Here is a 22,255-nt window from a genome sequence, read left to right on the forward strand (position 1 = left end):
CTGGAGAAATGAAAATTATCTCCTCACTATGCGACCTTGACGCCGGCAACAGGTCCTCGTTGCGGCGGAAACGATAAAGGATGCACTTTGAGAAGAATATGTTTGGAACTCTTACAATTATGAATGCACAGCAACCGATTTTGTTTCGGCAGGCCCGTACGGTAATTCTCGCCGTAGTGCTGCTGTTTCTCTCTACTTCCTGTACAGCGCTGCAGCGGAAGAATTTTCCAGTACCCGTCGACCACCATCCCCATGCTTTGGCCGAACAGCTCTTCCTGAACGGTGATTTCGAAAATGCTCTGCTCCAGTATGAACAGATATATGAAACCGCACTCTCTCCGGAGGATAAAAATCATGCTCTTTATGGATTGGCAAGCACCCAAATGATGCTCGCTCGCAATGCGAACCAGCTGATTGAAGCTATCAGCAATCTGCAAAAATGGGATGCCGGCAAGGGCACGGCACCATTTACGGAAAATCGACATCTGCTAATACTCGCGCTGAAGCAACAGAGCACACTTATAGAAGAAAAAAGCAAGACTTTCACGGAACATGAAAATCTACAAAATTCCGTAATTGCCAATCAGCAATTGAAGATTACCCAAATGACAACGGCAAATGAACAATTACAACTCGAGATCAAAAAGCTACGGAAGCAGATCGAAGAAATCGAAGCTATCGATGAAAACGTCCAGAGCAAAAGAAAATCTTTATGAATAAAGTAATACATGTCCTGATAGTTGATGACGAAACGCCAATTTTAGAGGTGTTAGATGCCCGACTTACGGCTGCCGGTTTCGTCACCCACAAGGCTTCCAGCGGCCACGAAGCTTTTGAAATCCTGAACAACGACCGTGTTGACGTACTTGTCTCGGATATAAAAATGCCGGAGATGAGCGGGCTGGAACTGCTGGATAAGATCAGACCAAATTTCCCGCAGCTGCCGGTTATCTTTCTCACCGCTTATGGCACCATTCCCAATGCGGTTGATGCCATTAAGGCCGGAGCTGTGGATTATCTCACCAAACCCTTTGACGGGAAAGAACTTGTCCAGAAAATAGAAAAAATTGTGGCCAAGGTATGGCAACCGGTCGAGTCTCGGCCTGAAATTGAAAACGGCATGGTCTGGGGCAAGAGTGCTGCCATGACCGAACTGAAAGAAATACTGCTCAAGGTCGCCGTAAGCAATGCCAACGTTTTGATATTAGGCGAAAGTGGTGTCGGCAAAGAGTGCATAGCCAGAATGGTGCACAATCTCAGTCCCAGAAAAAATAAACCATACATCGTCGTCGACTGCGGCTCCACCCCTTCGGGAATTTTAGAGAGCGAGCTCTTCGGCCACGTCAAGGGATCCTTCACCCACGCCATAAGCGACAAGAAAGGGTTGATTGAGGCCGCGCAGGGCGGCACCCTTTTTCTCGACGAAGTGGGTAATATTTCGCAGGATATGCAAAGCAGGCTTCTGCGCTTTCTCGAGGAGAGAACCATTCGGCAGGTAGGAGCGATTAAGGAAATCGATGTCGACTGCCGGGTAATTTCCGCGACGAATGCAGACCTGAAAGCAGATGCCGAAGAAGGCAAGTTCAGACTTGACCTCTACTATCGGCTGAAGGTTGTCACCCTTACCGTGCCGCCGCTTCGGGAAAGACGGGAAGATATTCCTGAATTAGCCCAGTTTTTAGTCGACAGCTACACAGAAGACAACAGCCTGCCCCGCCTGATGCTCCCGCAAAAAACCCTGGACTGGCTGCAGACACTTTCCTGGCCCGGCAACGTGCGCGAACTGAAAAACGCCCTGGAAACCGGGATAATCCTGTGCAAAAACAACCAGATTTTGCCGGAAGACCTGCAGCTGGATAACGAATCCATGTGCATTATTGACAAGGGGAGCGATCCGAATTTTTCCATTGAACAAAGTGAAAAAGAGGCAATTATCCGGGCCTTAAAACAGACCAAAGGAGTCAAGAAGGACGCGGCCGAGTTGCTCGGTATCAGCCGTAGAGCCATTCAGTATAAAAGCAAAAAGTATGACCTGGATGCCTCTGAATTCAAAAGTTGATACAGCGATGACATAAAAAAGGGGGAGCAGGCCGCAATGGCTGACTCCCCCGGTAATCACCATCCAAATCTTTTTTCCGTTACCCCAGCCACCCTTTCGATTTGCTTATTTCACCGTCTTTACCGATAACAAAACATTCATATTCAGGCTGGCTATTGATGAATTGAACACCGGCGGCAGGCTCCATGACAAAAATAGACGTTGCCAGAGCGTCGGCATCCATAACCGTCGGAGCCATGACCGTCACGCTGCTTGACAAATGCGGTGAATGGCCGGTTTTGCCGTTAATGATATGATGGAACATCTTCTCGTTATCATAATAGATTTCGTAATTGCCCGAAGTGGCAATGGCCCCGTCCTTCATGGTAATGACATCTGGATATTCCTTGCTTTTCGCCGGATCCTGAATTGCCACAGTCCAGGCTTTTCCCTTTGCAGCCAAACCGCTGGTGCGGATGTCGCCCCCGGCATTGATAAGATGATTGGCGACGCCATTGGCGCGCAGCACAGCCGAGGCCTTATCGACGATATACCCTTTGGCAATACCATCAAGGGTAATGCCCATACCGCTTCCGGCAAATTGCAGGGACCCACTGCGAAAGTTAATATTGTTGCTGCCGACCAGCTTTAAGGTCCGGTCTATTTCGCCTTCGGTAGGTTGGTGGCTTTTGGCGAAACTGTCTTTATACAGGTCGACCAGTGGTTTAACCGTGATGTCGAAGGCCCCGCCGGTCTGTTGATTGAAGTACAACGAGCGAGCAACCAGGTCGAGCATTTCCTGCGGTGCATGTTCGATCTTCCCAGCGGCATTAAAAGAACCGACAGCCGAACTTTTTTCGAAATGGGTCAACATGGCGTTGAGACGGTCAATTTCCTCAAAGGCAAGGCCAATCGCCTGTTCTGCTTCATCCCGCGAGGGATGAATTGCCGTCATCGCCACAAAGGTCCCCATGGCCAGCCGTGTCTCTGTTACTTTGTATTCCTTCGGACCAAAGAATAAGGCTTCGGCCTTTTCAGCCGGCAGAAGTGCAGCTGATGCGACGCCAAGTCCCAACAAGCCGGAGAGTTTCAGGAACGATCTTCTTTTCTGATCAAAGGGAGTCTCTGGATTTTTCATATCTTTTTCCAAATCTTAAATTATTAACCAGCCATTTTCAGGCCATCGGCCACGCTTCTGGAGATAGCCTGACGACCTGCATAGGGTCTGAATATATTACGGGGACATTTGGTCACGCAGACCGTTTCACAACTTGGGCCGTAGGCAATACAGGCTTTATGATCAATTTTAACAATATTGCCTTCATAGGTAACTGCATTTGCCGGACATACCTTAACACACATTTTACAGCCGATACAGCCGACTTCACAGACAGCCTTGACATTCTTGCCAAGGTCCTGGGTCGAACAGGGGACATAAACCCGCGCCTTCAAGGTTTGAATCTCAATGATGTGTTTTGGACAGGTCTTAACACAAACGCCGCAGCTGACACATTTATCGGGGTTGATAACCGGAAAATTCTCGACCATGTCTATTGCATCGAAGGGACAGACCTCGGCGCATTCTCCCAAGCCGATACACGCATACTGACAGGCTGAGGCCCCACCGAAACTGAGATTGGCCGCGGTACAGGAGGCAAAACCGTAATATTCGTGTTTATGGCTTACCCGGCCTTCGACTCTTGAGCAGCGAACGAGTGCGACCTGGTCTTCCAGAGCGGTCATTTTTTTACCGGTCAGCTCAGCTACCCTGGCGGCCACCTTCTCCTTTCCAGGAAAACAGAGGTTTGGCGGTACATCAGGATCATTTACCACGGCAATGGCATAGCCTTCACATCCTGGATAGCCGCAACCACCGCACTGGGCAAGCGGCAGGGACTCAACAACTTCTTCTATAAGCGGATTGACTTCTACTGCAAATTTGTGGGCAGCAATGGCCAGGCCGATACCAAAGAACAGACCAATGCAACCGAGCAGAACCAGACCGCCTAATGCTAATTTTACTAATGCCGGATCCATATTTTTACTCTCAATTAATACTATGTTACCACCCGGCAAACTGCGAAGCAGCCGGGATTCATGTCAATGCCTTTTGGAGAAGCAAGGCACTAAAATAACTGCAGCCCGGAGAATCCTAGAAAGGCCATGGCAAACTGTCCTGCAACAATAAAGGCAATCGGCAGCCCTTTAAACGTTTTGGGAATATTAGCCAGCTGCATACGTTCACTCACCGAACTCATCAGATACAGGGCCAGAAGAAATCCGCCACCTGCGCCAAGCGCCAGCATAAAGGTCTCAAAGACGTTATAATTATTATTGGCCAGAATCAGCGGCACGGCAATAATAACGCAGTTGGCAATAACCAGAACAAGGTATACCCCGAATGAGTTGAACAGAATCGGGTTGACCTTCCTGAGAATCGTGTCAACCGCCTGGACCGTCAAGGATACCAGCCCGATAAAGACCACGATCTGCAGAAAATTCAGGTCAAAAGGAATAAGGATAAAATTGTAGAAGAACCAGCTCATCAGGGCGGAAACGACCATGACCATGGTAAAGACCACGCCCATTCCTTTGGCGGTATCTTTTTTCTTTGAGGTACCGAAAAAGACACAGAGACCGAGATACTTGGTAAAGACAAAGTTATTGATCAGTAGAGCCGAAATGAGAATACCGAACAGATAGCCGAGATACGACTTGCTGACTGTAAAAGTGGTTTTATCGATTCCGGCCAGGCCATGCACCGTGATCACATGGGTTTTGGCGGTATTCAGTGGTTCCTTAAAGAATAGGGTGACACTTTTCCCGTCGTCAGCCAAAACGGCAGAGCTCAGTTCCAGCCTGATGTCCGGATCCGGTTCTTCATAGATGGTGTAGTTTTGGATATTCTCCGTGACAGCCTTATCAACCGGCCCGGAGAAAGTAACCTGAATTTCTTTATCCGATATAAATTTCTGATTGACAACGAGTCCCTCGGCCCTGGCAAAAATCGGAGCCAGCAGAAATAACAACGCCGTCAGAACGATATATCTGGTGTATGCAAGATTCATCTTTTCAAACCTTTTGAGCGTTTATAAAAAATTTCGATCCAGTTGAAAAAGGCCATCATCAGGCCAACAACAAAAAAACCGGCACTGGGCAGAATGAAAAAAAGCAGGGGTTTGAAGCCAAGGACGTCGTAGCCGAAAATTGCCCCCGAGCCAAGCAGTTCCCTGACAAATCCGATGGTCATCATACCAACCATAAAGCCAAGCCCCATACCTAATCCGTCCCAGAACGAATCGTTGACGCTTTCTTTACTGGCAAACATCTCAAGCCGCATGGTGATGATGGCAAAAGCCACAATAAGTTTGACGAAAATCCCCATCTTGGCATAGGCTTCCGGCAGGTACGCCGCAAGCACCAGATCAATCACCGTCACCCAGGTGGCAATGGTCAAGGTATAGGTGGGGATGCGAATCCTCGGGTGAATGAGGTTTTTAAAGATCGATATCGTCACACTGGAAAAAACCTGCACAAAGAGCACTGCAATTCCCAGGAGGAGACCGTTCATCACCGTGGTTGAAATACCCACGGCGGGACACATCGAGAGCGCCAGCTTGAAAATCGGGTTTTCACTCAAGATGCCTCTGCTTATCAGCTGCATGCTGGATTTGTCATTTGCCACGTCGACTTCCTCTTACAAGTATTAAAACGATACAGCGAGCTGCTGTTCTCGCAGAACCTTATCCAAGACATTGATGCGGTAAGCGAATTTCAGAACAATGCCTTTGACACCATTGCTCACGGCTTTAGACGAAATGGTCGCACCGGTAAGGGCATAAATATCTTTATCTTTGTATTGTTCGCGAAATTTGAGAATATCCGCTTCACTCAGTTTGCCGGTCAAGGCCTTGAGATAATCGTCAGGAATAGGCGCTTTGACGACATTGATGGTTTTCAGTGCCTCAAAAGGTTTGCCCTTAAACTGGTTCTTAAAGTAATCCTGCTCGATTTCCGCGCCAAGCCCGGGATCTTCCTCATGCTCGAGAATTTCCATGCCAAGCAGGGAAAAATTCGGATCGACCGCCAGCATAACGTTGACAAAGGTTTTAAAACCCTGGAACTTGCCGCCGATCAGGTAGGCAATCCGCTTCCCGTTATCGGTGACGATAATGATCCGGTCGGCAAAGTTCGCGGTATATCCGGCGCCGACCGCCTGCTGAACCGCCTTGTTACGTGTCTCTGTTTCGAGCACTTCGGTTTCGCTCAGGGCTACCGCTTTGTTTTCCAGCAAGGCGCCATTCAGGTCAATATTGACAAAGTCATACCCTGCCTCTTTACCGGATGCCTTGGGCACCAGGTACCCGATCGACTGCTTCTCGCTGCTGCTGATAACATATCGGTATACCTCATGCAGGGCAAGCGACTCCGGTATCTTTGCACCGTTTTTGTAGCCAAGCAGTTCATACATGACCTGCTGCTCTTTGACGTGTTCATTATGCTTTTTGGCGTTACTGGTAAAGATAAAGCACACCCCCATGACGGATGCAGCCAGCAGACAGGAAATGGTGAGCCGGACAACTATAGTCAGCATATCTTTCATTTTACACCTCCTGCCGGCGGAGCAAAACGCTTTGGTTTAAACCAACTGTCGAGAACGGTGCTGAGAGGGTTCATCAGGAGTATGGCATAACAGATACCTTCGGGGTATCCGCCTCGCAATCTGATCAAAACGGTAAGGGCACCGATACACATACCAAATACTATTTTCGATGTTTTCGTGGTCGGACTGGTGACATAATCGGTAGCCATGTAAAAGGCGCCAAGCACGGCTCCTCCGGAGAGAACGGCGAGCAGCGGGTCACCGCTGAAATAATTTTCGCCGCCGAATATCCAGCTCAGTACGGCAATGGTGCCAAGCAGAGAAACCGGAATATGCCAGGTGATATAGCCGCGATAGATGAGATAGAGCCCACCGAGGACAAGCAGAAAACCTGAGGTTTCACCAATGCATCCGGGCCGCCAGCCAAGAAAAAAATGGGTATACAGACTTGCGCCACTGCCAAACTTATCGATAAAAGCCGCCATGCCATGTTCTTTCAAAACGGCCAGCGGCGTTGCCGTGGACACCGCGTCGACTGAACTGCTGAAGTAGGAAAAGATGCCATACCCGTCGCCGGAAATATCTATCGGAGACAACCAGGCAGAGGTCATCGCCACCGGAAAAGAAGCCAGCAGAAAGGCGCGGCCTAACAGAGCGGGATTAAAGAAGTTATAACCGATACCGCCCAGCAGGTGCTTGCCGATATAGATGGCAAATACCGCCGCCAGGATAGGCAGCAGCGGCGAAACGCCCGGCGGAATGACAAAGGCCAGCAGCATGCCGGTAAGAACGGCACTGCCGTCTTTTATGGTCACTGTACGGCCCAGCGCCTTCTGGCTTACGGCCTCAACGACCACACAGCTGATAACGGAAACGGCTGTGATTAAAAGCGTCTGAATGCCGAACACGAAAACCGACAAAATCAGTGGCGGCACAAGGCAGGCCACAACCGTCCACATAATTTTCTCAACCGACTCACTGCTCTTCAAATGCGGCGAAATGGAAACCTTCCACAGGCCTGCTGGTGCAGTTGTCTGGTCGTCTGAAGCTTGCTGATTGCTCACGACTCTCCTCAATACATCCTGATTAATGCATACACCCTGTGAACAGGGCCAACTCTCTCTTCAAAAAGCAAACGGTGATGGCGTCGTAAAAAACTTTCCAAGCCAGATAAAAATGTGCCCGGTCCGCAGTTACCTACTTCGCCACTCTCAATTTCATATTCCTACACGATGATCAAACTGTTCTCTGCTACTATGCTCTTTTCGCTTTCATCTTGGCCATTCGCACAAACTGCACCAGCGGTCGTTTGGCCGGGCACACATAAGCGCATGAACCACATTCAAAGCAATCAAAGACGCCGAACTGTGCGGTATCCTCCGCCCGTTTCGCTTCCACATAAATTCCAATCTCTTTGGGCTCAAGCCCCATCGGGCAGGCGTCAAGACACCAGCCACAGCGGATGCACTGCGAATGCGGTCTGGTATCGATTTCGTCTTCCGTTAAAAAAAGAACTGCCGACGTGGTTTTCGTTACCGGAACATCCAGGTTCGAGATGGCAAACCCCATCATCGGTCCGCCCATAATGACCTTACTGAGACCCGGCTGCAAGCCACCAAGATAGTTAACGATATCGCTTATTTTTGTACCTATCTTTACCTGCAGATTGGCAGGTCTGGCAATACCTTTTCCGGCAATAGTGACAATTTTTTCATAGAGCGGCTTGCCGTATACCACGGCATCGTAGATGGCCTTGGCCGTAGCCACATTCTGCACAACGACACCGACTGCCGACGGCAGTGCCATCGCCGGGACTTTCCTGCCGGTAACCGCCTGGATCAATTGTTTTTCCGATCCTTGGGGGTACTTGACCTGCAGAGGCTCAATTTTAATGGTGCAGTTCGCACCGGATGCATCCTGAGCAGCCTGGCTCATCTCTCGGATAGCATCTGGTTTATTGTTTTCAATACCAATATGGCATTTACTGATGTTGAGAACCTTGAGGATGATCTTAGCCCCTTCGACTATCTCTGCTGAGTTTTCCAGCATCTGCCGATGGTCGGCGGTGATATAGGGCTCACATTCTGCGCCATTGAGCACCAGGGTATCAACCGGGGAGTTGGCCGGTGGACTGAGCTTGACATGGGTCGGAAAGCCGGCGCCACCGATGCCGACAATACCGGCATCGTGTATCTTGCCCAGCAGCTCGGGACCTGACATATTGTGCCAGTCAACCCACTGATATTGAACAGGTTCTGCTTCTTTGTCCACTTCAATGGTAATAGACGGGCTCGTTACTCGAATAGGATGGGCGGACATTGCCAGATTTTTAATCTTACCGGCGACCGGGGCATGGAGAGGTACCCCAAGGCCCTTCTTTACCTCACCGATAACCGCACCCTCGACCACCGCATCGCGTTTGGCGACAGTCGGGGTACACGGAGCACCAATATGCTGGCCGAGAAAGATTTCAAGTTCGTCAGGAACGGGCATCACTTCAACAGCCAAGCCCTGCGTCTGGGTTTTACGTTCAGGCGGATGAACCCCACCTATGGGAAATGTCAGCAACGATGTCATATCTATTTGATAATTTAATTAATTTGCAGGAAAAATGCCGCTCTGTGCATACCTGCAGCGACATTTGATCTCTGACCAGGATTGGCCGATCAGGACAATCCCCCGTAATATTTCATAAATTGAGTCCTCTCAAAGACAGCCGGCTCGGTTGCCTGCTGGTAACTCAGTTTGCCTCGAAAATCGGCCAGACTGGAAAACGAATTTTGTTCCATCCATGTTTCAAGCCCCTGTAATATCGTCGCAATCTGACCTGCACCGTTTTTGTATACCGTTGAGACAATCTGTACGGCTGTTGCACCTGCCAGAAGCTGCTTGATCAGCCCTTCACTGTCATGAATCCCCGTTGATGCCACCAGATCCTTTTCAATCAATCCGGACATAAGGGCAATCCACCGCAGGGGCCCAATCCCTTCAGCCGGACTACTCAAGACATTGGCTGACTTGACCACCATCTTCTGTATATCTATATCAGGGGAATAATACCGGTTGAACAGGACAAAACCTGCGACCCTGTCGGTCCAGCTCAATTTCTGTATAAGATTGGCCAGGGAAGCAGAATAGGGACTCATTTTCAGGGTGAGTGGTATTGACACCATATCACTGACCGCAGCGATAATCTCCAGATACTTCTTCTCATTGTCAGCGCTGGTCATTTTTGGATTGGAAGGCAGCAGAGAGATATTCAGTTCTATGGCATCCGCACCTTGTTGCTCAATGGATTGAGCAAAGGAAACCCACTCGCTCGCCGAGACACAGTTGATACTCGCTATTATCGGAATATCAACCATCTCTTTCGCCCCGGAGATGAGCTGCAGATATTCATCGACCTCATTGCCCCTGGTATATTCACGAATATAATCCGTCGCCCCGGGGTAATCTGCATTATAATTTTCAAGGTTTGCCGACAACTCGGCCTGGATCTGTTCCTCGAAAAGAGACTTCAGCACAATTGCACCCGCACCATGGTCCGCGAGTTCCTTGATCTTACCAACCGAATTCGTAAACCCGCAACTGCCGATAATCAACGGATTTTTCAAATCCAGCCCAAGATACTTCGTTGATAAATCATTCATATCGTCTGAGGTGTTCTCCATAAAAATATATTCTGCCTGGCAAACAAGACTCAAAATGCCTCGCTGGGCAAATGATTGTGCGTATTGTGCCTCGCGGCAGCGGGAATCAATCGATTCTCGACAAAATCAAAGTGACAGCAATACTAAATTTCCCCAAAAATTCAACATCATTTCAGCAATAAATCATCAATAAATGCCTATCTATATGTATTTACAACACATAAAATTTTCATTATATTTGTATTAGTTTTTTTGAACGCCGCACAACAGTCGCTCCCCGCCCAACTTGTTGTGCATGCGTTCGCGTCATCAGGCGTCCCATCACAGCAAATGCATCCGACCCTTTATATTCGGTGCACAATTTTATAAAGCCCATTATGTTAGCAGTGCGTAACTATGCAACGAGCGACACTGTCATCGAAACCGACTCTTCCGTGGCTTGAGCCGCCAACAGTTTCCCTTCCTCTCTATCGCCAACAATGCTCATCACCCAGCTCCGGCAACTTCCAACATTTCAGGTGCTTTGCGGTGCCTTTCTCATTAGTTTTTCGGGAATTTTTGTTAAACTGGCGGATGTCTCCCCCACTGCTTCGGGTTTCTACCGGGTGTTTTTTGGCGCGGTATTTCTTTTTGGTGCCACCTACTGGGTGAAGGGTTTCAAGAAACTCACTCGAGCCGAATGGCTTCTTATCACCTTTTGTGGTTTCGTCTTTGCGCTTGACCTTTTTTTCTGGCATGAAAGCATCATGTATATAGGTCCGGGCCTCGCGACGCTTCTCGGCAACTTCCAGGTTTTTTTTCTCGCCGCCGCAGGAATACTTTTTTTGGGCGAAAAAAGCCGCCCGAGATTTTTCGCGGCCCTCCCTCTGGCAATACTCGGCCTTTTGCTGATCGTCGGTATACACTGGAATACCCTGACAAACAATTATAAAACAGGCATTTATTTTGGGCTGCTTACTGCGGCATGCTACACCGCCTTTCTTCTCAGTCTGAGAAAAATCAGATCCCGGGATACCCATTCCCTGTTTTCTACCCTTATGATTGTATCGGTCACCTGCGCCTTTTTCCTCGGCATAAAAATGCTCCACGCCGGCGATTCATTTACAATTCCCAACTACAAAAGCCTCTCTGCCCTGCTCGGTCTTGGCCTGTTCAGCCAGACAGTCGGCTGGGTCCTCATCGCCCATGCTCTGCCCAAGATGCGTGCTTCCCATGCGGGGTTGATTTTGCTTCTCCAGCCCTCTCTGGCTTTTATCTGGGATGTTCTGCTGTTTAATCGACCTACCGACACCCTCAACTGGCTAGGACTCCTTATCACCCTGGCGGCCATATATATGGGCCTGACCGGCAAGGCCTCCCGGCCTCCACGCTAAACAGTTGCATAATCTGAATTTCGCTCTATTATTTATAACAGTAGGTTATTATCCGTTTTCTCCCCTATACGCAAAGTGATTATTATGAAAATCGTCGATTATAAAGATTCCCCGTCCCACAAATTTGATAACGAGACAGCAAAAGGTGTCACCGGCAGAGTCGTCATCGGCAAAGAAGACGCGGCCGACAACTTTTGCATGCGGGTTTTCACCGTCGCCCCGGGTGGTTTTACCCCCAGACACGCCCATAAATGGGAGCACGAAATTTTTGTCCATTCCGGCAAAGGGCAGGTTTATCAAAACGGCGAATGGCGACAGGTCACCAGCGGCACAGTGGTTTTCATTCCCGGCGATGAAGAGCACCAGTTCATGAACGGAGGTGGCGAAGATTTCGTTTTCATCTGTTTAATCCCTTCAGGTGTTTCTGAAATCTAATACGTAAACCATCCCATCGACCTGATGCCCCTGCGGCGCATGGGCATCAGGTCGATTTTTCCCCCACAGCCATCCAGAATTTTTGTCCCCTTCCACTCCTTGCCTTATAATAGTACCCAGAAAAGCAGCACCCCCGACAGTCCGAAACAGATTGACGGGGCGATGATTCTACGCCAGGCCCGGCCCAGGTCTGTTTCAAAGTAATTGCAGGTGAGTACAAAACAGATATGAATGGGAGAGATCATCACTCCGGTAAATCCGGAAAAGGATCCGAGAACAAGATAGGGAACCAGCTTATCTGCCATGCCAAGAGAGTGCAGCAGACCAATGAGCAGTGGAAACGTCGCGCCGACAAAAGCGACGTTTATCCCCGCCACCATCCCTACCAGAAATGGTAAGAAAACAGCCGCGGCAAACAGGGCAACCCCGCCTCCGGCGCTGGCCGCCATGGCCTGAACAATTCCCGCCGCCTGCATCAGATCCTTGAAAATAAAAATCGCCGCAATAACCATGAGCATGGTCCAGAGGCTCTTTTTTTTCAGGACGGAGAAGAGCAAACCTGATCCGAGTTGATTTTGGGCGATGATGCAGATGATGGCTCCGACGAGAGCGACAATGACCCCCCATTCAAAGGAAATATGGGGAGCAAACCTGGCCAGCAGCGACTCCAGTCCTATCGCCCCGACAATAGCGATAAACAGGGGGAGTCCTTCCCTTAACACCGTGGTTCGCCCCCCTTTGTCAGGTCTCGCTTCGCCCGGCACGACATCTGCATGCAACACCCCGCCCCTGAGAAAAAAGAACCAGCCAATACCAAACATTGCCGCAACCCCCGGCCAGGACCTGGAAATAAGCGCGGTGATGGGAATATCGGCCAGAGCAACAGTCAAAATAATACCGGGATAGAGCGGCCAGGCCATCTCCCAGACATGCCGGAACCAGTAATTGATCACCACCCTGTCTTCATTGCCGAGGGTCATATCGGCGCTCACCGCCTTCACCATGGGTGCCGAGAAAATCGCCCCGCCGGGCATTGGCAGAAGACCAATCAGTGCCGGAAAGAATATCAGCCGTAAACGCGGTCGAACGAGGTAACCGGACAGGGCGGTCATAAGTCGGGCGGACTGCCCCGATCGCTCCAGGGCGTCGGAAAGAATGAGTATAGAGCCAACAATGCCAACAAGAAAGAGGAACTTTTCCTGCACCAGCGCCATGACGCCGGTCTGCAGAAGTACCGGGACAGAAAGACCAAAAACAAGCCCCATGAACAGCCCGCCCAGCAAGATGGACAGGGCCAGCCCCAACTTGTTTCTGATACCAATCAACATGAGACAGAACGCCCCGATCACCTTTACAAAAGGCAGGGCAATTGTCATAATTTCCATAAATCATACCCACAAAGAGAATGTGCAATGTATGCGGCACAAAAGCACATGAGATACATCAGAGAGCGTGATTTTCAGGCAATGACCTTATACACTCCTGACATACCACAATTATTTTTGTCTTTCTGTTCATCCAGTTCCTGAAATTCGAAAGTGCCGTCAAGGATTGAGTGGGTTTTTTTTGATACATAGATTAAACCGCCGGGGCAGATGGACTCAAGCCTAGAGGCGAGATTAACCCCGCAGCCGAGCACCGTATAGTCACAAAACTCTTCCGAACCGATAGTACCGGCCACCACTTCATCGGTGTTTATGCCGATGCCCAGCATGATATCAACCCCGAGCTTCTGCTGCCATTTCTTTTTCAGGCTGTTCATCATTGCCTGCATTTCAATAGCGGCTTCGACGGCCTTTTCAGCGTGATTTTCAAGGGGAACCGGATTGCCCCAGACAACCATCATAGAATCACCGACAAGTTTATCAATCGTGCCACCATTGGTTCGCACGATCGAGATGAGCTTGCCGAAACAGTCGCGGAGCATGGCAATTACATGTTCAGGGGCAATCACTTCACACAGTTTGGTGAAGCCGCGAAGATCGGCAAACATGATTGTCACCGTCTTTCGTTCCCCATCCTGCTTGAGCAGGTCTGGGTTTTTGAGAAGATAATCAGCGACACTCGGCTCAACGAGCGAGCCCAGCGTTTTTCTGATGGTCTCTTTTTCTTCTGTCACAAAACTGTGCTCCCAGGCAAGCACCCGTATTATAGAAACCATGCAACCGATCAGGGGAGCCGTCAAAGGGAGGTACAATGAATAACTCGAGGTATAGGAATGCACAAGCACCCCGTAGAAAAACCAGGAGACAACGGTATAGATAGTCCCCTTGACCGGACCTTCTTCCAGAATAATGATGCCGGGGAATATGGTGTGAAAGAGGATAACCAGAACCATGACCACTGTCGGCAGTGGACTGTACTGTTTTTCCGGGTCAAAGGGGAGAAGACTTGCATCAACGCCAAGAAAAACATCGACAAATTGCATTAAACAGAGAGTACAGGCAACGAGTATGGACACGACAAGAAACATTTTCAGGCGTGAATAATTGTGCTTCAGGTCGAGATGCATGGCGGAAAAACCTTTATAAAATGGCGTCGTAAAAAATTTTCAGGAACTGTACCCGGCAGCAAGATCAAAGAAGGCCAGCCACCAAAGATACTTCATAGTAGCAAAGCAGCCTGCAGGAAGTCAAATGTCTCCCCGCAGCGTCCGATAGTTCCCCCAGAGAAAAGGGAACCAGGCAGACTTTGCCTCCTTAATCCGGATCTGCTTTAGGTAAACAACAGGAATGGCGCCATCCTTTTTGCTTTTGCCTTACAATAAAGGTAATATATTCTTTTCACCCAAGATTGATGACTGACCCAATATGAGTACTATGATTACAAATCACGGTTCACTGACACCCCGGACCACTCTTTTTTTCTCCCTGATCTGTATTGTTACCGTTCTCGCCTTCCTGGCGCTGCCATCACCGAGTCGTGCCGACCAGGAGAAAAAAACCGTTCTCTACCTCAACTCGTACCATAATGGCTACCACTGGTCGGACGGACTGTTAGAAGGAATCCGTACCGTCTTGAACCAGAGCCACTATAAAGTGGATCTGCAGATCGAATATATGGATGCAAAAAAATACAATTACGACCTTATCTCCAAAAATCTGTACGCGTTGTATAAAGAAAAATTCAAGCATGAGGCTTTTGACGTCATTGTCCTCTCCGACAATGATGCCTTAAATTTTGTAAACCATCACCGGCACGATCTGTTCAAAAACATTCCAGTGGTGTTCTGCGGGGTAAACGACCTCAAGGATTCGGAAATTGCTGCAGGCAATATTACCGGGATTGTCGAAGTCTATGATTTTATTGATACCCTCAAGGTGGCCAAGACATTGCACCCTGAGAAAGATCGACTTGTTTTTCTTATTGACAACTCTACCACCGGCACCGCGATTCGGCACCAGGCTGAAAAATTACTCAAGACAAATAATCTGGGGCTGCAGATTGAGTTCTGGACAGAACTGAGCCTTGAGGAGACGCAGAAAAGAGTGAGTGAACTGCCAACTGACACTTTTTTATTTATCGCCCCGTATTACCAGTCAATCAATGGCCGATTTTACACGGCAGAAGAAGTAACGGAAGCCATCTATAAACACAGTTCCGTCCCCATATACTCCTCCTGGGAATTTCTGGTCGGCTACGGCACTGTCGGAGGCAGGGTTCTTTCGGGAATAGAAGACGGCAAAACGGCCGGTAAGATGGCCCTGCAAATCCTCGACGGGACGAAAGCCGACGATATCCCGATCATACGACAGCCCGAAGGAGGAATGTATCTTTTTGATTACAAGGTGATGGAAAAACTCGGCATCAATCAGAAGCTCCTCCCGCCAAACAGCAGGATAATCAATACCCCAAAAGCCATCTATTCTCTTTCCAAAGAACTTTTCTGGACCATGATGGTCAGTTTTGTCATCCTCTTTCTTGCCCTGGTGTCAATGGTAGGTGCAATGCTTGAGCGCCGTAAGGTAGAACGAAAAATAACCGATCAACTGGCATTTCAGGAGACCTTGATGGACAGCATCCCGCAGCTCGTCTCCTGGAAAGATGCGGAAGGGAAATACCTTGGTGCCAACCAGGCATTTATGGATTTTTTCGGTATCAGGGACATCCTCCAGGTCGTCGGTAAAAATACCGGGGAACTCCTGCGAGACAACCTCTATAGTGAATGGTCGACAAACGCCGATACCTCCGTTGTTGCCCAAAAGGAACCATTCCGCAAAATTCGCCGAAAGGTCCGCGATATAAACGGGGGTGATGCCTGGATTGAAGTCAATAAGGTACCACTGAAGGACCAGAGTGACCGGATAGTGGGGATTCTCACCACTGCAGAAAATATCACCAAGGAACAAAACCTGGAAAAGCAGCTCCTTCAGTCACAAAAAATGGAGGCAATCGGTACCCTTGCCGGTGGTATTGCCCATGATTTTAACAATATTCTCACCTCAATCATCAATTCAACGGAGCTTGCTATCGGCGATGTCGCCGCCGGCAGTCGGACAGAAGCTGACCTCGCCAGGGTTCTCAAGGCGGCAAGGCGAGGCGGCAGAGTTGTCCAGCAGATACTATCTTTCAGTCGTCCCTCCAAGGAAGGGTTTCGACCGACAGACCTGAACCGGGTGGTTCAGGAAGTTGTCCAGCTGATGGAGGCGTCCATGCCGGCCAGTATCACCGTGCGCAGTCATGCTGCACCGGGCAGGAATTTCTTCGTCCATGCCGACCCCACCCAGATGCACCAGGCGATTCTCAATCTGTGCACCAACGCCTTCCATGCCCTGCGGACGACCGGAGGTACAATCGATATCGCTCTTGCCCATGTGGTTGACGAAAAAGGGATACCTGGATCCGGTCAAGCTACAACCACTCCCTGCATCAAACTCACGGTGACGGACAATGGGCCTGGTATCAGTCCGGAAATACAGGATAAAATATTCGACCCGTTCTTTTCGACCAAGAGTAAAGCCGAAGGAACCGGCCTTGGACTGGCAGTTGTCCATGGTATTATCAAAGGTCATCAAGGATCGATTCGAGTACATTCCAGCGAAGGAGCAGGAGCAACGTTTACAATTCTTCTCCCGGAAGCAGAAGCCTGTGCCGATATCGTCTCCAGCAGTCCAGACGGCATCGACCGGATCGGCGGCCATATCCTTTTTGTCGAAGACGACGAGGATCAGCTGCAGACAACCCCCCGCCTGCTGGAGGAAATGGGGTTTCATGTCACCGCGCTGCGCGAACCGAAAGCAGCGTTGCGTCTGGTCTCTGCCGGCAGCTACAAGTTTGACCTGCTTATCACCGATTTCGATATGCCGGTCATGAGTGGCATCCAGTTGGCCGGCCTGCTCCCTGAACTGCCGGTCATACTCATCTCCGGCAGGGATGATGCACGCATTGCGGCGGGAGAATACCCGAATATCCACCGGGTGATTATCAAACCATATCATAAGAAAGACCTTATGGACGGAATCCGTGAGATTCTGCAAAACGGAAACAATCATGCCTGAGATCCTTATAATCGACGATGATGTTGAAGCCTGTGAAACAATGGTCAGCCTGGTCACGCGGCTTTCCTATAATGCCGACATGGCCCACACCGCTAAAGAAGGTCTGCGTTTAGCCCGGCAGAGCGGCTATGATGTGGTTTTTCTTGACGTCTGCCTGCCCGATGGCAACGGACTCGACATCCTCCCTGCCCTGATCGCCGGAAACGATCCTCCCGAGGTTATCATCCTGACCGGGAAAGGCAATCCGGACGGCGCGGAGCTGGCAATACAGGGCGGGGTGTGGGATTATCTTGTCAAGCCCACCTCCATTCGAGACATTACCCTCACTCTCAACAGAGCTCTCAAATACCGACAGGAAAAAAAAGGTACCATCGCCAAGGAGGAACTTTCCCTGGAAGGAGTGGTCGGCAGTTGTGCGGAAATGAAGGGATGCCTTGATCTCACCGCCAAGGCCGCACGGTCGGATGCCAATGTGCTGATAACCGGCGAAACCGGCACCGGAAAAGAATTATTTGCCGGCATCATTCACCGGAACAGCAATCGTGCCTCGGGAAATTTCGTGGTAGTTGACTGCACGTCACTCACCGAAACCCTGGTCGAATCGACTCTTTTCGGTCACCTGAAGGGATCGTTCACCGACGCTCAGTTTGATCGGCAGGGGCTTATTAAAGCGGCGGATGGAGGCACACTGTTTCTTGACGAGGTTAGCGAAATGCCCCTGTCGACCCAGAAAATCTTTCTGCGGGTTTTTCAGGAAAGACAATTCCGGCCAGTGGGCGCGGTCAAAGAGCAGAAAAGCAATTTTCGACTCATTGCCGCAACCAATCGAAATCTTGACGAATTAGTTGCAAGTGGACACTTTCGCAACGATCTCCAGTTCCGAATCAACACCGTACACATTCATCTGCCCCCGCTCAGGCAGCGAACCGGAGATATCCAGCAACTGGCGACCGTGAGCGTTGAGCAGCTGTGCCGAAAATTTGGCGTGAAATGCAAGAAATTCGGTGAAGATTTTATCCCGACGCTGACGGAATATAACTGGCCCGGCAATGTCCGCGAACTGTTCAACATTCTCGAGCGGGCAGTAATAGATGCCGGAGACGAAAAAACGTTATATGCCATGCATCTGCCGAGAAGCTTGCGGATACAGGTTGCCAAAGCCCAGATCTCCCATCTTGCCAGCACCGGGATCAGTGAACCGGCAGGTGACAGATCGAATCCTCTCATCCAGACGGTGGGCCAAAAAATATTTGAAGATATCTTCGACAGCCCCCTTCTGCCACTCAAAGAGTTTAAAAATACGGCAGAAAAAACCTACCTCGGCGAGCTGATCCGCCAGTGTGACGGCAATATTCAGAAAATAATGCATGTGTCCGGATTGTCCCGGTCCCATTTCTATGCCCTTCTCAACAAACACAAGCTGTCCCTGTGAGCTTGTCCTTTTTTCCGGACGAGTCATTAAATGCTATGTTTACAGAATGATGACGAAATGTATTGGCGGATCACAAAAGTAGCACCGAGCAAAACCAGCTGATTCCAGCCGGTTCGTCTTATTTTTCGGACAATGACTACCTGCTGCATATATACTCATATTATCTGCACCTTACAGCTGCACCATCAGCCATAAAACTGGCAACGACCGCAAAACAGCCGGCCATCAGCCCGAGAAAATGTCTTTTTTTTCAGACAACACCATTCCAGTCTCGCATAAACATCACCACAAAAGCAACAACTCATTGATATTTAACGCATAAACATCAATTTACTGCCAAATGGCACAACTGTTGCTATTGTTTGTCTGGAGCAATGCACCAAAAGACCTGCAACATCAATCGCGACGAACTCGTAGAAATCAGACTTAAGAAATTTTTACGACGTCATCAACTCTCCATATGGGAAAGTCCATGACAGACAATATCACCGAACGTTTTATCGAGGCCGCCAAACGTGTCGGCGCAGAGGTTCTGCGAATGAACACTCTCCAAGACGCTGTCACGTATATTAAAGACACGGCCAAAGGCAACACTCTTGTCCCTGAAACATCTCTTGTGAAACGACATCATCTGCGGGCACTTTTGTCAGAGGCCGGCGCTGACGTCTTTACCGGAAAATTCAGAAATGCAGGCGAACTTCCCGGAGCCGGAATTACCTTTTGTAATTTCTGCCTGGCCGACACCGGCACGGTAGTTCTTGACAGCACCGACGAGGAGATGCGCCTTGCCACAACTTTGCCGGAAATGCATTTTATCCTGGTCGATCCGACGAAAATCCTCCGAGACAATCTGGCAGCAGTCGAGCCAATGACCGCCTTTCACCAGGGAAATGAACCGAAATTTATCGCCTACATCACCGGCCCCAGCCGTACCGCAGATATTGAACGGGTGCTGACCATCGGCTGCCACGGCCCCCGGGAAGTGCATATTCTGCTGGTTGCAGGCATCTCCAGTGATTTAATGGAAAACTGATTAAGGAACGACCATGGCCACCAACGATACCTATAAAAAAAGCGTCGAAGCCGCTATCGCCAACCCGAAACTGAGCAAGGCTCTGCATCTCTTTGGCGACGCCTATCTGATCGCGCGGGAAAATGCCTACCGAGGTCTTGATTTTGAAGCGATGCGAACAGAACTCGCGGCAATTAAAGATGAAGTCCGGGTACGCCGCAAAGAACTCCTGGCTGAATTCATCCAAAACGCGGAAGCAGCGGGTTCCAAGGTCTTTATCGCCAAAGACACCAAAGAGGCCAATGATTATGTGATCAACCTTGCCAAACAGAAAGGGGCCAGACATATTGCCAAATCCAAATCAATGGTATCCGAAGAGGCCCATCTGAACAAGGCGCTGGAGGCTCACGGGATCAAAGCGTCGGAAACCGATCTTGGCGAATGGATTATTCAGCTGGCCGGGCAGCGCCCGAGCCATATGGTGATGCCGGCCATCCATATGTTCAAGGAAGAGGTTGCCGAACTGTTCACCAAGGAATGCGGCACCCGTCTTACACCGGAGATTAAGACCCTGGTCGATCATGCCCGCCTGCGCCTCAGAAAAGAATATTTCAACGCCGACATCGGCCTGACCGGTGCCAATTTCCTCGTGGCCAATACCGGAGGAATCGGCCTGGTAACCAACGAGGGCAACGCCAGACTCTGTGCCACCCTGCCCAAGGTACACGTGGTCTTTGCCGGGATCCATAAGCTGGTGCGCAATATCGAGGATGCCATCAAAATTACCCGGCTCCTGCCGCGAAACGCGACCGGCCAGCTGCTTACCTCCTATATTACCTGGATTCGGGGAGCTGTCCCGGTGAACGGCGAGCAAAAAGAACAGCACATCGTTCTCATCGACGGGGGCCGGGAAGCGCTGTATGAATCAAAAGTCTGCCAGAACGCCCTGCGCTGCATCCAGTGCGGCGCATGCGCCAATGTCTGCCCGGTATACCAGACGGTCGGCGGCCATGTCTTCGGCTCTATCTACATCTCCGCCATCGGCATTATCCTCACCGCCTTTTACGAAGGACTGGACAAGGCGAAAGAAATAACCAGAGCATGTATCGGCTGTCGCTCCTGCGTTGCCGTATGTCCTTCCAAAATCGATCTGGAAGAAATCATCCTCCATCTGCGTAATGAGGTAACCAAGGACTTCGGCATGGGGGTGGTGAAGAATGTCGCCTTCAAGGCAGTAATGAAGAATCGCGGCCTGTTTCACAGTATGGTCCGGGCCGCCTCCAAGCTGCAGGGCCCGATAACGCATAAAAACAGGAGTGATTCGGAGCGCCGCATTATCCGCCATCTGCCTCTGCATTTTATGGATCGCGATTTTACCGAGTGGCGAGATCTGCCATCCATTGCCCCCAAATCATTTCGGGACCAATTCGACTCCATCCCCCAGCAGGTCACCAATCCCCAATACCGGGTCGGTTTCTTTGTCGGCTGCGGGGCGGATTTTGTCTACCCGGAAGTTGGCGTGAGCATGATCAAGGTTCTCAATTCTCTCAATGTCGAAGTGGTATTTCCAAAGAGCCAGAACTGCTGCGGCATCCCCGCCCTCTATGCCGGTGACACCGAAACGGGTGTAGACCTGGCCAAACAAAGCGTGCAGGCTTTTACCGATGCAAAGGTAGATTACATTCTGTGCATCTGCCCCACCTGCACTATGGCCATTAAGCGTGATTTTGTCGATCGCCTGGCGGATCACCCCCAATGGTCGGCCAAGGCCATGGCCCTTTCCAGCAAAACCATGGATGCATCAGCATTCATGGAAAACATCCTCGGCGCTTCAGCAAAACTTAAGGCAATGGGGACGGGGAAAGCAGTAACGTATCACGACTCCTGCCATCTCAAACGAGGCTCCAATGTCTGGAAGGAACCACGGGCTCTTCTTCTCGCCTCAGGGCATGACATTAAGGAAATGAAAAACTCTGATCGATGCTGCGGGTTTGGCGGCACCTATTCCTTTCTCAGCCATCCGCAAATCTCGAGACAAATCACCAAAGATAAAGTGGAAACTATCCAGGATACTGGAGTCAAAACTGTGGCCACCGATTGTCCGGGTTGCATGATCATGCTGAAAGGTGCTGTCGGTAAAGCAGATGAGACAATCCGCTGTGTCCATACCATGGAACTTCTGGCGGAAGCATTGGACAAAACAAAATAACTTGT

Annotated in this window: 18 protein-coding genes; 8 read left to right on the forward strand and 10 right to left on the reverse strand. The window is 49.9% G+C overall.

What is annotated here, in order from left to right; genetic code table 11:
* Window positions 1-98: 98 nt before the first annotated feature.
* Together FCL47_RS07850 and FCL47_RS07855 are read left to right on the forward strand one after the other, a co-directional pair.
* On the forward strand, window positions 99-716 hold the full coding sequence (locus FCL47_RS07850) for a hypothetical protein (RefSeq protein ID WP_136812930.1): 618 nt from the start codon (window positions 99-101) through the stop codon (window positions 714-716).
* Window positions 713-2,059 carry a sigma-54 dependent transcriptional regulator gene (locus FCL47_RS07855; protein WP_136812931.1) on the forward strand — a complete coding sequence of 449 codons (1,347 nt, stop codon included), beginning with the start codon at window positions 713-715 and terminating at the stop codon, window positions 2,057-2,059. Before FCL47_RS07850 ends, FCL47_RS07855 begins: the two co-directional genes overlap by 4 nt.
* Window positions 2,060-2,138: 79 nt before the next feature.
* On the opposite strand, the gene FCL47_RS07860 is transcribed toward FCL47_RS07855, so the two are convergent.
* The 8 genes from FCL47_RS07860 to FCL47_RS07895 all read right to left on the reverse strand — a co-directional run bounded on the left by FCL47_RS07860 (window position 2,139) and on the right by FCL47_RS07895 (window position 10,291).
* Window positions 2,139-3,176, reverse strand: coding sequence for an FAD:protein FMN transferase (locus FCL47_RS07860; RefSeq protein WP_136812932.1), 1,038 nt, complete (start codon window positions 3,174-3,176; stop codon window positions 2,139-2,141).
* Window positions 3,177-3,199: 23 nt separating this feature from the next.
* Window positions 3,200-4,075, reverse strand: a complete 876-nt coding sequence (gene rnfB / locus FCL47_RS07865) for an RnfABCDGE type electron transport complex subunit B (protein WP_136812933.1) — start codon at window positions 4,073-4,075, stop codon at window positions 3,200-3,202.
* An 89-nt stretch (window positions 4,076-4,164) separates the two neighbouring features.
* Window positions 4,165-5,106: an electron transport complex protein RnfA gene (locus tag FCL47_RS07870; protein ID WP_136812934.1), complete on the reverse strand. Its 942-nt coding sequence runs from the start codon at window positions 5,104-5,106 to the stop codon at window positions 4,165-4,167.
* Window positions 5,103-5,723 carry an electron transport complex subunit RsxE gene (rsxE, locus tag FCL47_RS07875; protein ID WP_136812935.1) on the reverse strand — a complete coding sequence of 207 codons (621 nt, stop codon included), beginning with the start codon at window positions 5,721-5,723 and terminating at the stop codon, window positions 5,103-5,105. Before rsxE ends, FCL47_RS07870 begins: the two co-directional genes overlap by 4 nt.
* 21 nt (window positions 5,724-5,744) lie before the next feature.
* Entirely contained in the window at window positions 5,745-6,641 is an 897-nt protein-coding gene (locus FCL47_RS07880) for an FMN-binding protein (protein ID WP_136812936.1), read from the reverse strand.
* Window positions 6,638-7,705, reverse strand: coding sequence for an RnfABCDGE type electron transport complex subunit D (locus FCL47_RS07885; protein WP_240744175.1), 1,068 nt, complete (start codon window positions 7,703-7,705; stop codon window positions 6,638-6,640). Before FCL47_RS07885 ends, FCL47_RS07880 begins: the two co-directional genes overlap by 4 nt.
* 190 nt (window positions 7,706-7,895) lie before the next feature.
* Complete coding sequence (gene rsxC, locus FCL47_RS07890) at window positions 7,896-9,218, reverse strand: electron transport complex subunit RsxC (RefSeq protein ID WP_136812937.1); 1,323 nt, start codon at window positions 9,216-9,218, stop codon at window positions 7,896-7,898.
* Between the two features lie 89 nt (window positions 9,219-9,307).
* A complete protein-coding gene (locus FCL47_RS07895; protein ID WP_136812938.1) occupies window positions 9,308-10,291 on the reverse strand; it encodes a dihydroorotate dehydrogenase-like protein in 984 nt (327 codons plus the stop codon).
* A gap of 479 nt (window positions 10,292-10,770) precedes the next feature.
* Between FCL47_RS07895 and FCL47_RS07900 the strand changes: the two genes are divergently transcribed.
* Window positions 10,771-11,664 (forward strand): DMT family transporter, encoded by an 894-nt coding sequence (locus FCL47_RS07900; protein ID WP_136812939.1) that lies wholly within the window; start codon window positions 10,771-10,773, stop codon window positions 11,662-11,664.
* A gap of 84 nt (window positions 11,665-11,748) precedes the next feature.
* Window positions 11,749-12,099 carry a cupin domain-containing protein gene (locus FCL47_RS07905; protein WP_136812940.1) on the forward strand — a complete coding sequence of 117 codons (351 nt, stop codon included), beginning with the start codon at window positions 11,749-11,751 and terminating at the stop codon, window positions 12,097-12,099.
* 104 nt (window positions 12,100-12,203) lie between these two features.
* Here the strand turns inward: FCL47_RS07905 and FCL47_RS07910 are convergent, their stop codons facing one another.
* On the reverse strand, window positions 12,204-13,484 hold the full coding sequence (locus FCL47_RS07910; protein ID WP_136812941.1) for a DUF401 family protein: 1,281 nt from the start codon (window positions 13,482-13,484) through the stop codon (window positions 12,204-12,206).
* Window positions 13,485-13,558: 74 nt separating this feature from the next.
* Entirely contained in the window at window positions 13,559-14,611 is a 1,053-nt protein-coding gene (locus FCL47_RS07915; protein ID WP_136812942.1) for an adenylate/guanylate cyclase domain-containing protein, read from the reverse strand.
* Between the two features lie 307 nt (window positions 14,612-14,918).
* Between FCL47_RS07915 and FCL47_RS07920 the strand changes: the two genes are divergently transcribed.
* The 4 genes from FCL47_RS07920 to ldhH all read left to right on the forward strand — a co-directional run bounded on the left by FCL47_RS07920 (window position 14,919) and on the right by ldhH (window position 22,250).
* Window positions 14,919-17,597, forward strand: a complete 2,679-nt coding sequence (locus tag FCL47_RS07920) for an ABC transporter substrate binding protein (protein ID WP_136812943.1) — start codon at window positions 14,919-14,921, stop codon at window positions 17,595-17,597.
* Window positions 17,590-19,029, forward strand: a complete 1,440-nt coding sequence (locus tag FCL47_RS07925) for a sigma-54 dependent transcriptional regulator (RefSeq protein WP_136812944.1) — start codon at window positions 17,590-17,592, stop codon at window positions 19,027-19,029. Before FCL47_RS07920 ends, FCL47_RS07925 begins: the two co-directional genes overlap by 8 nt.
* A gap of 472 nt (window positions 19,030-19,501) precedes the next feature.
* Window positions 19,502-20,062 (forward strand): lactate utilization protein, encoded by a 561-nt coding sequence (locus tag FCL47_RS07930; protein ID WP_167496411.1) that lies wholly within the window; start codon window positions 19,502-19,504, stop codon window positions 20,060-20,062.
* A gap of 13 nt (window positions 20,063-20,075) precedes the next feature.
* A complete protein-coding gene (gene ldhH / locus FCL47_RS07935; RefSeq protein ID WP_136812946.1) occupies window positions 20,076-22,250 on the forward strand; it encodes an L-lactate dehydrogenase (quinone) large subunit LdhH in 2,175 nt (724 codons plus the stop codon).
* Window positions 22,251-22,255: the final 5 nt, after the last annotated feature.

Source organism: Desulfopila sp. IMCC35006 (assembly GCF_005116645.1).
Taxonomy (GTDB): Bacteria; Desulfobacterota; Desulfobulbia; order Desulfobulbales; family Desulfocapsaceae; genus Desulforhopalus_A.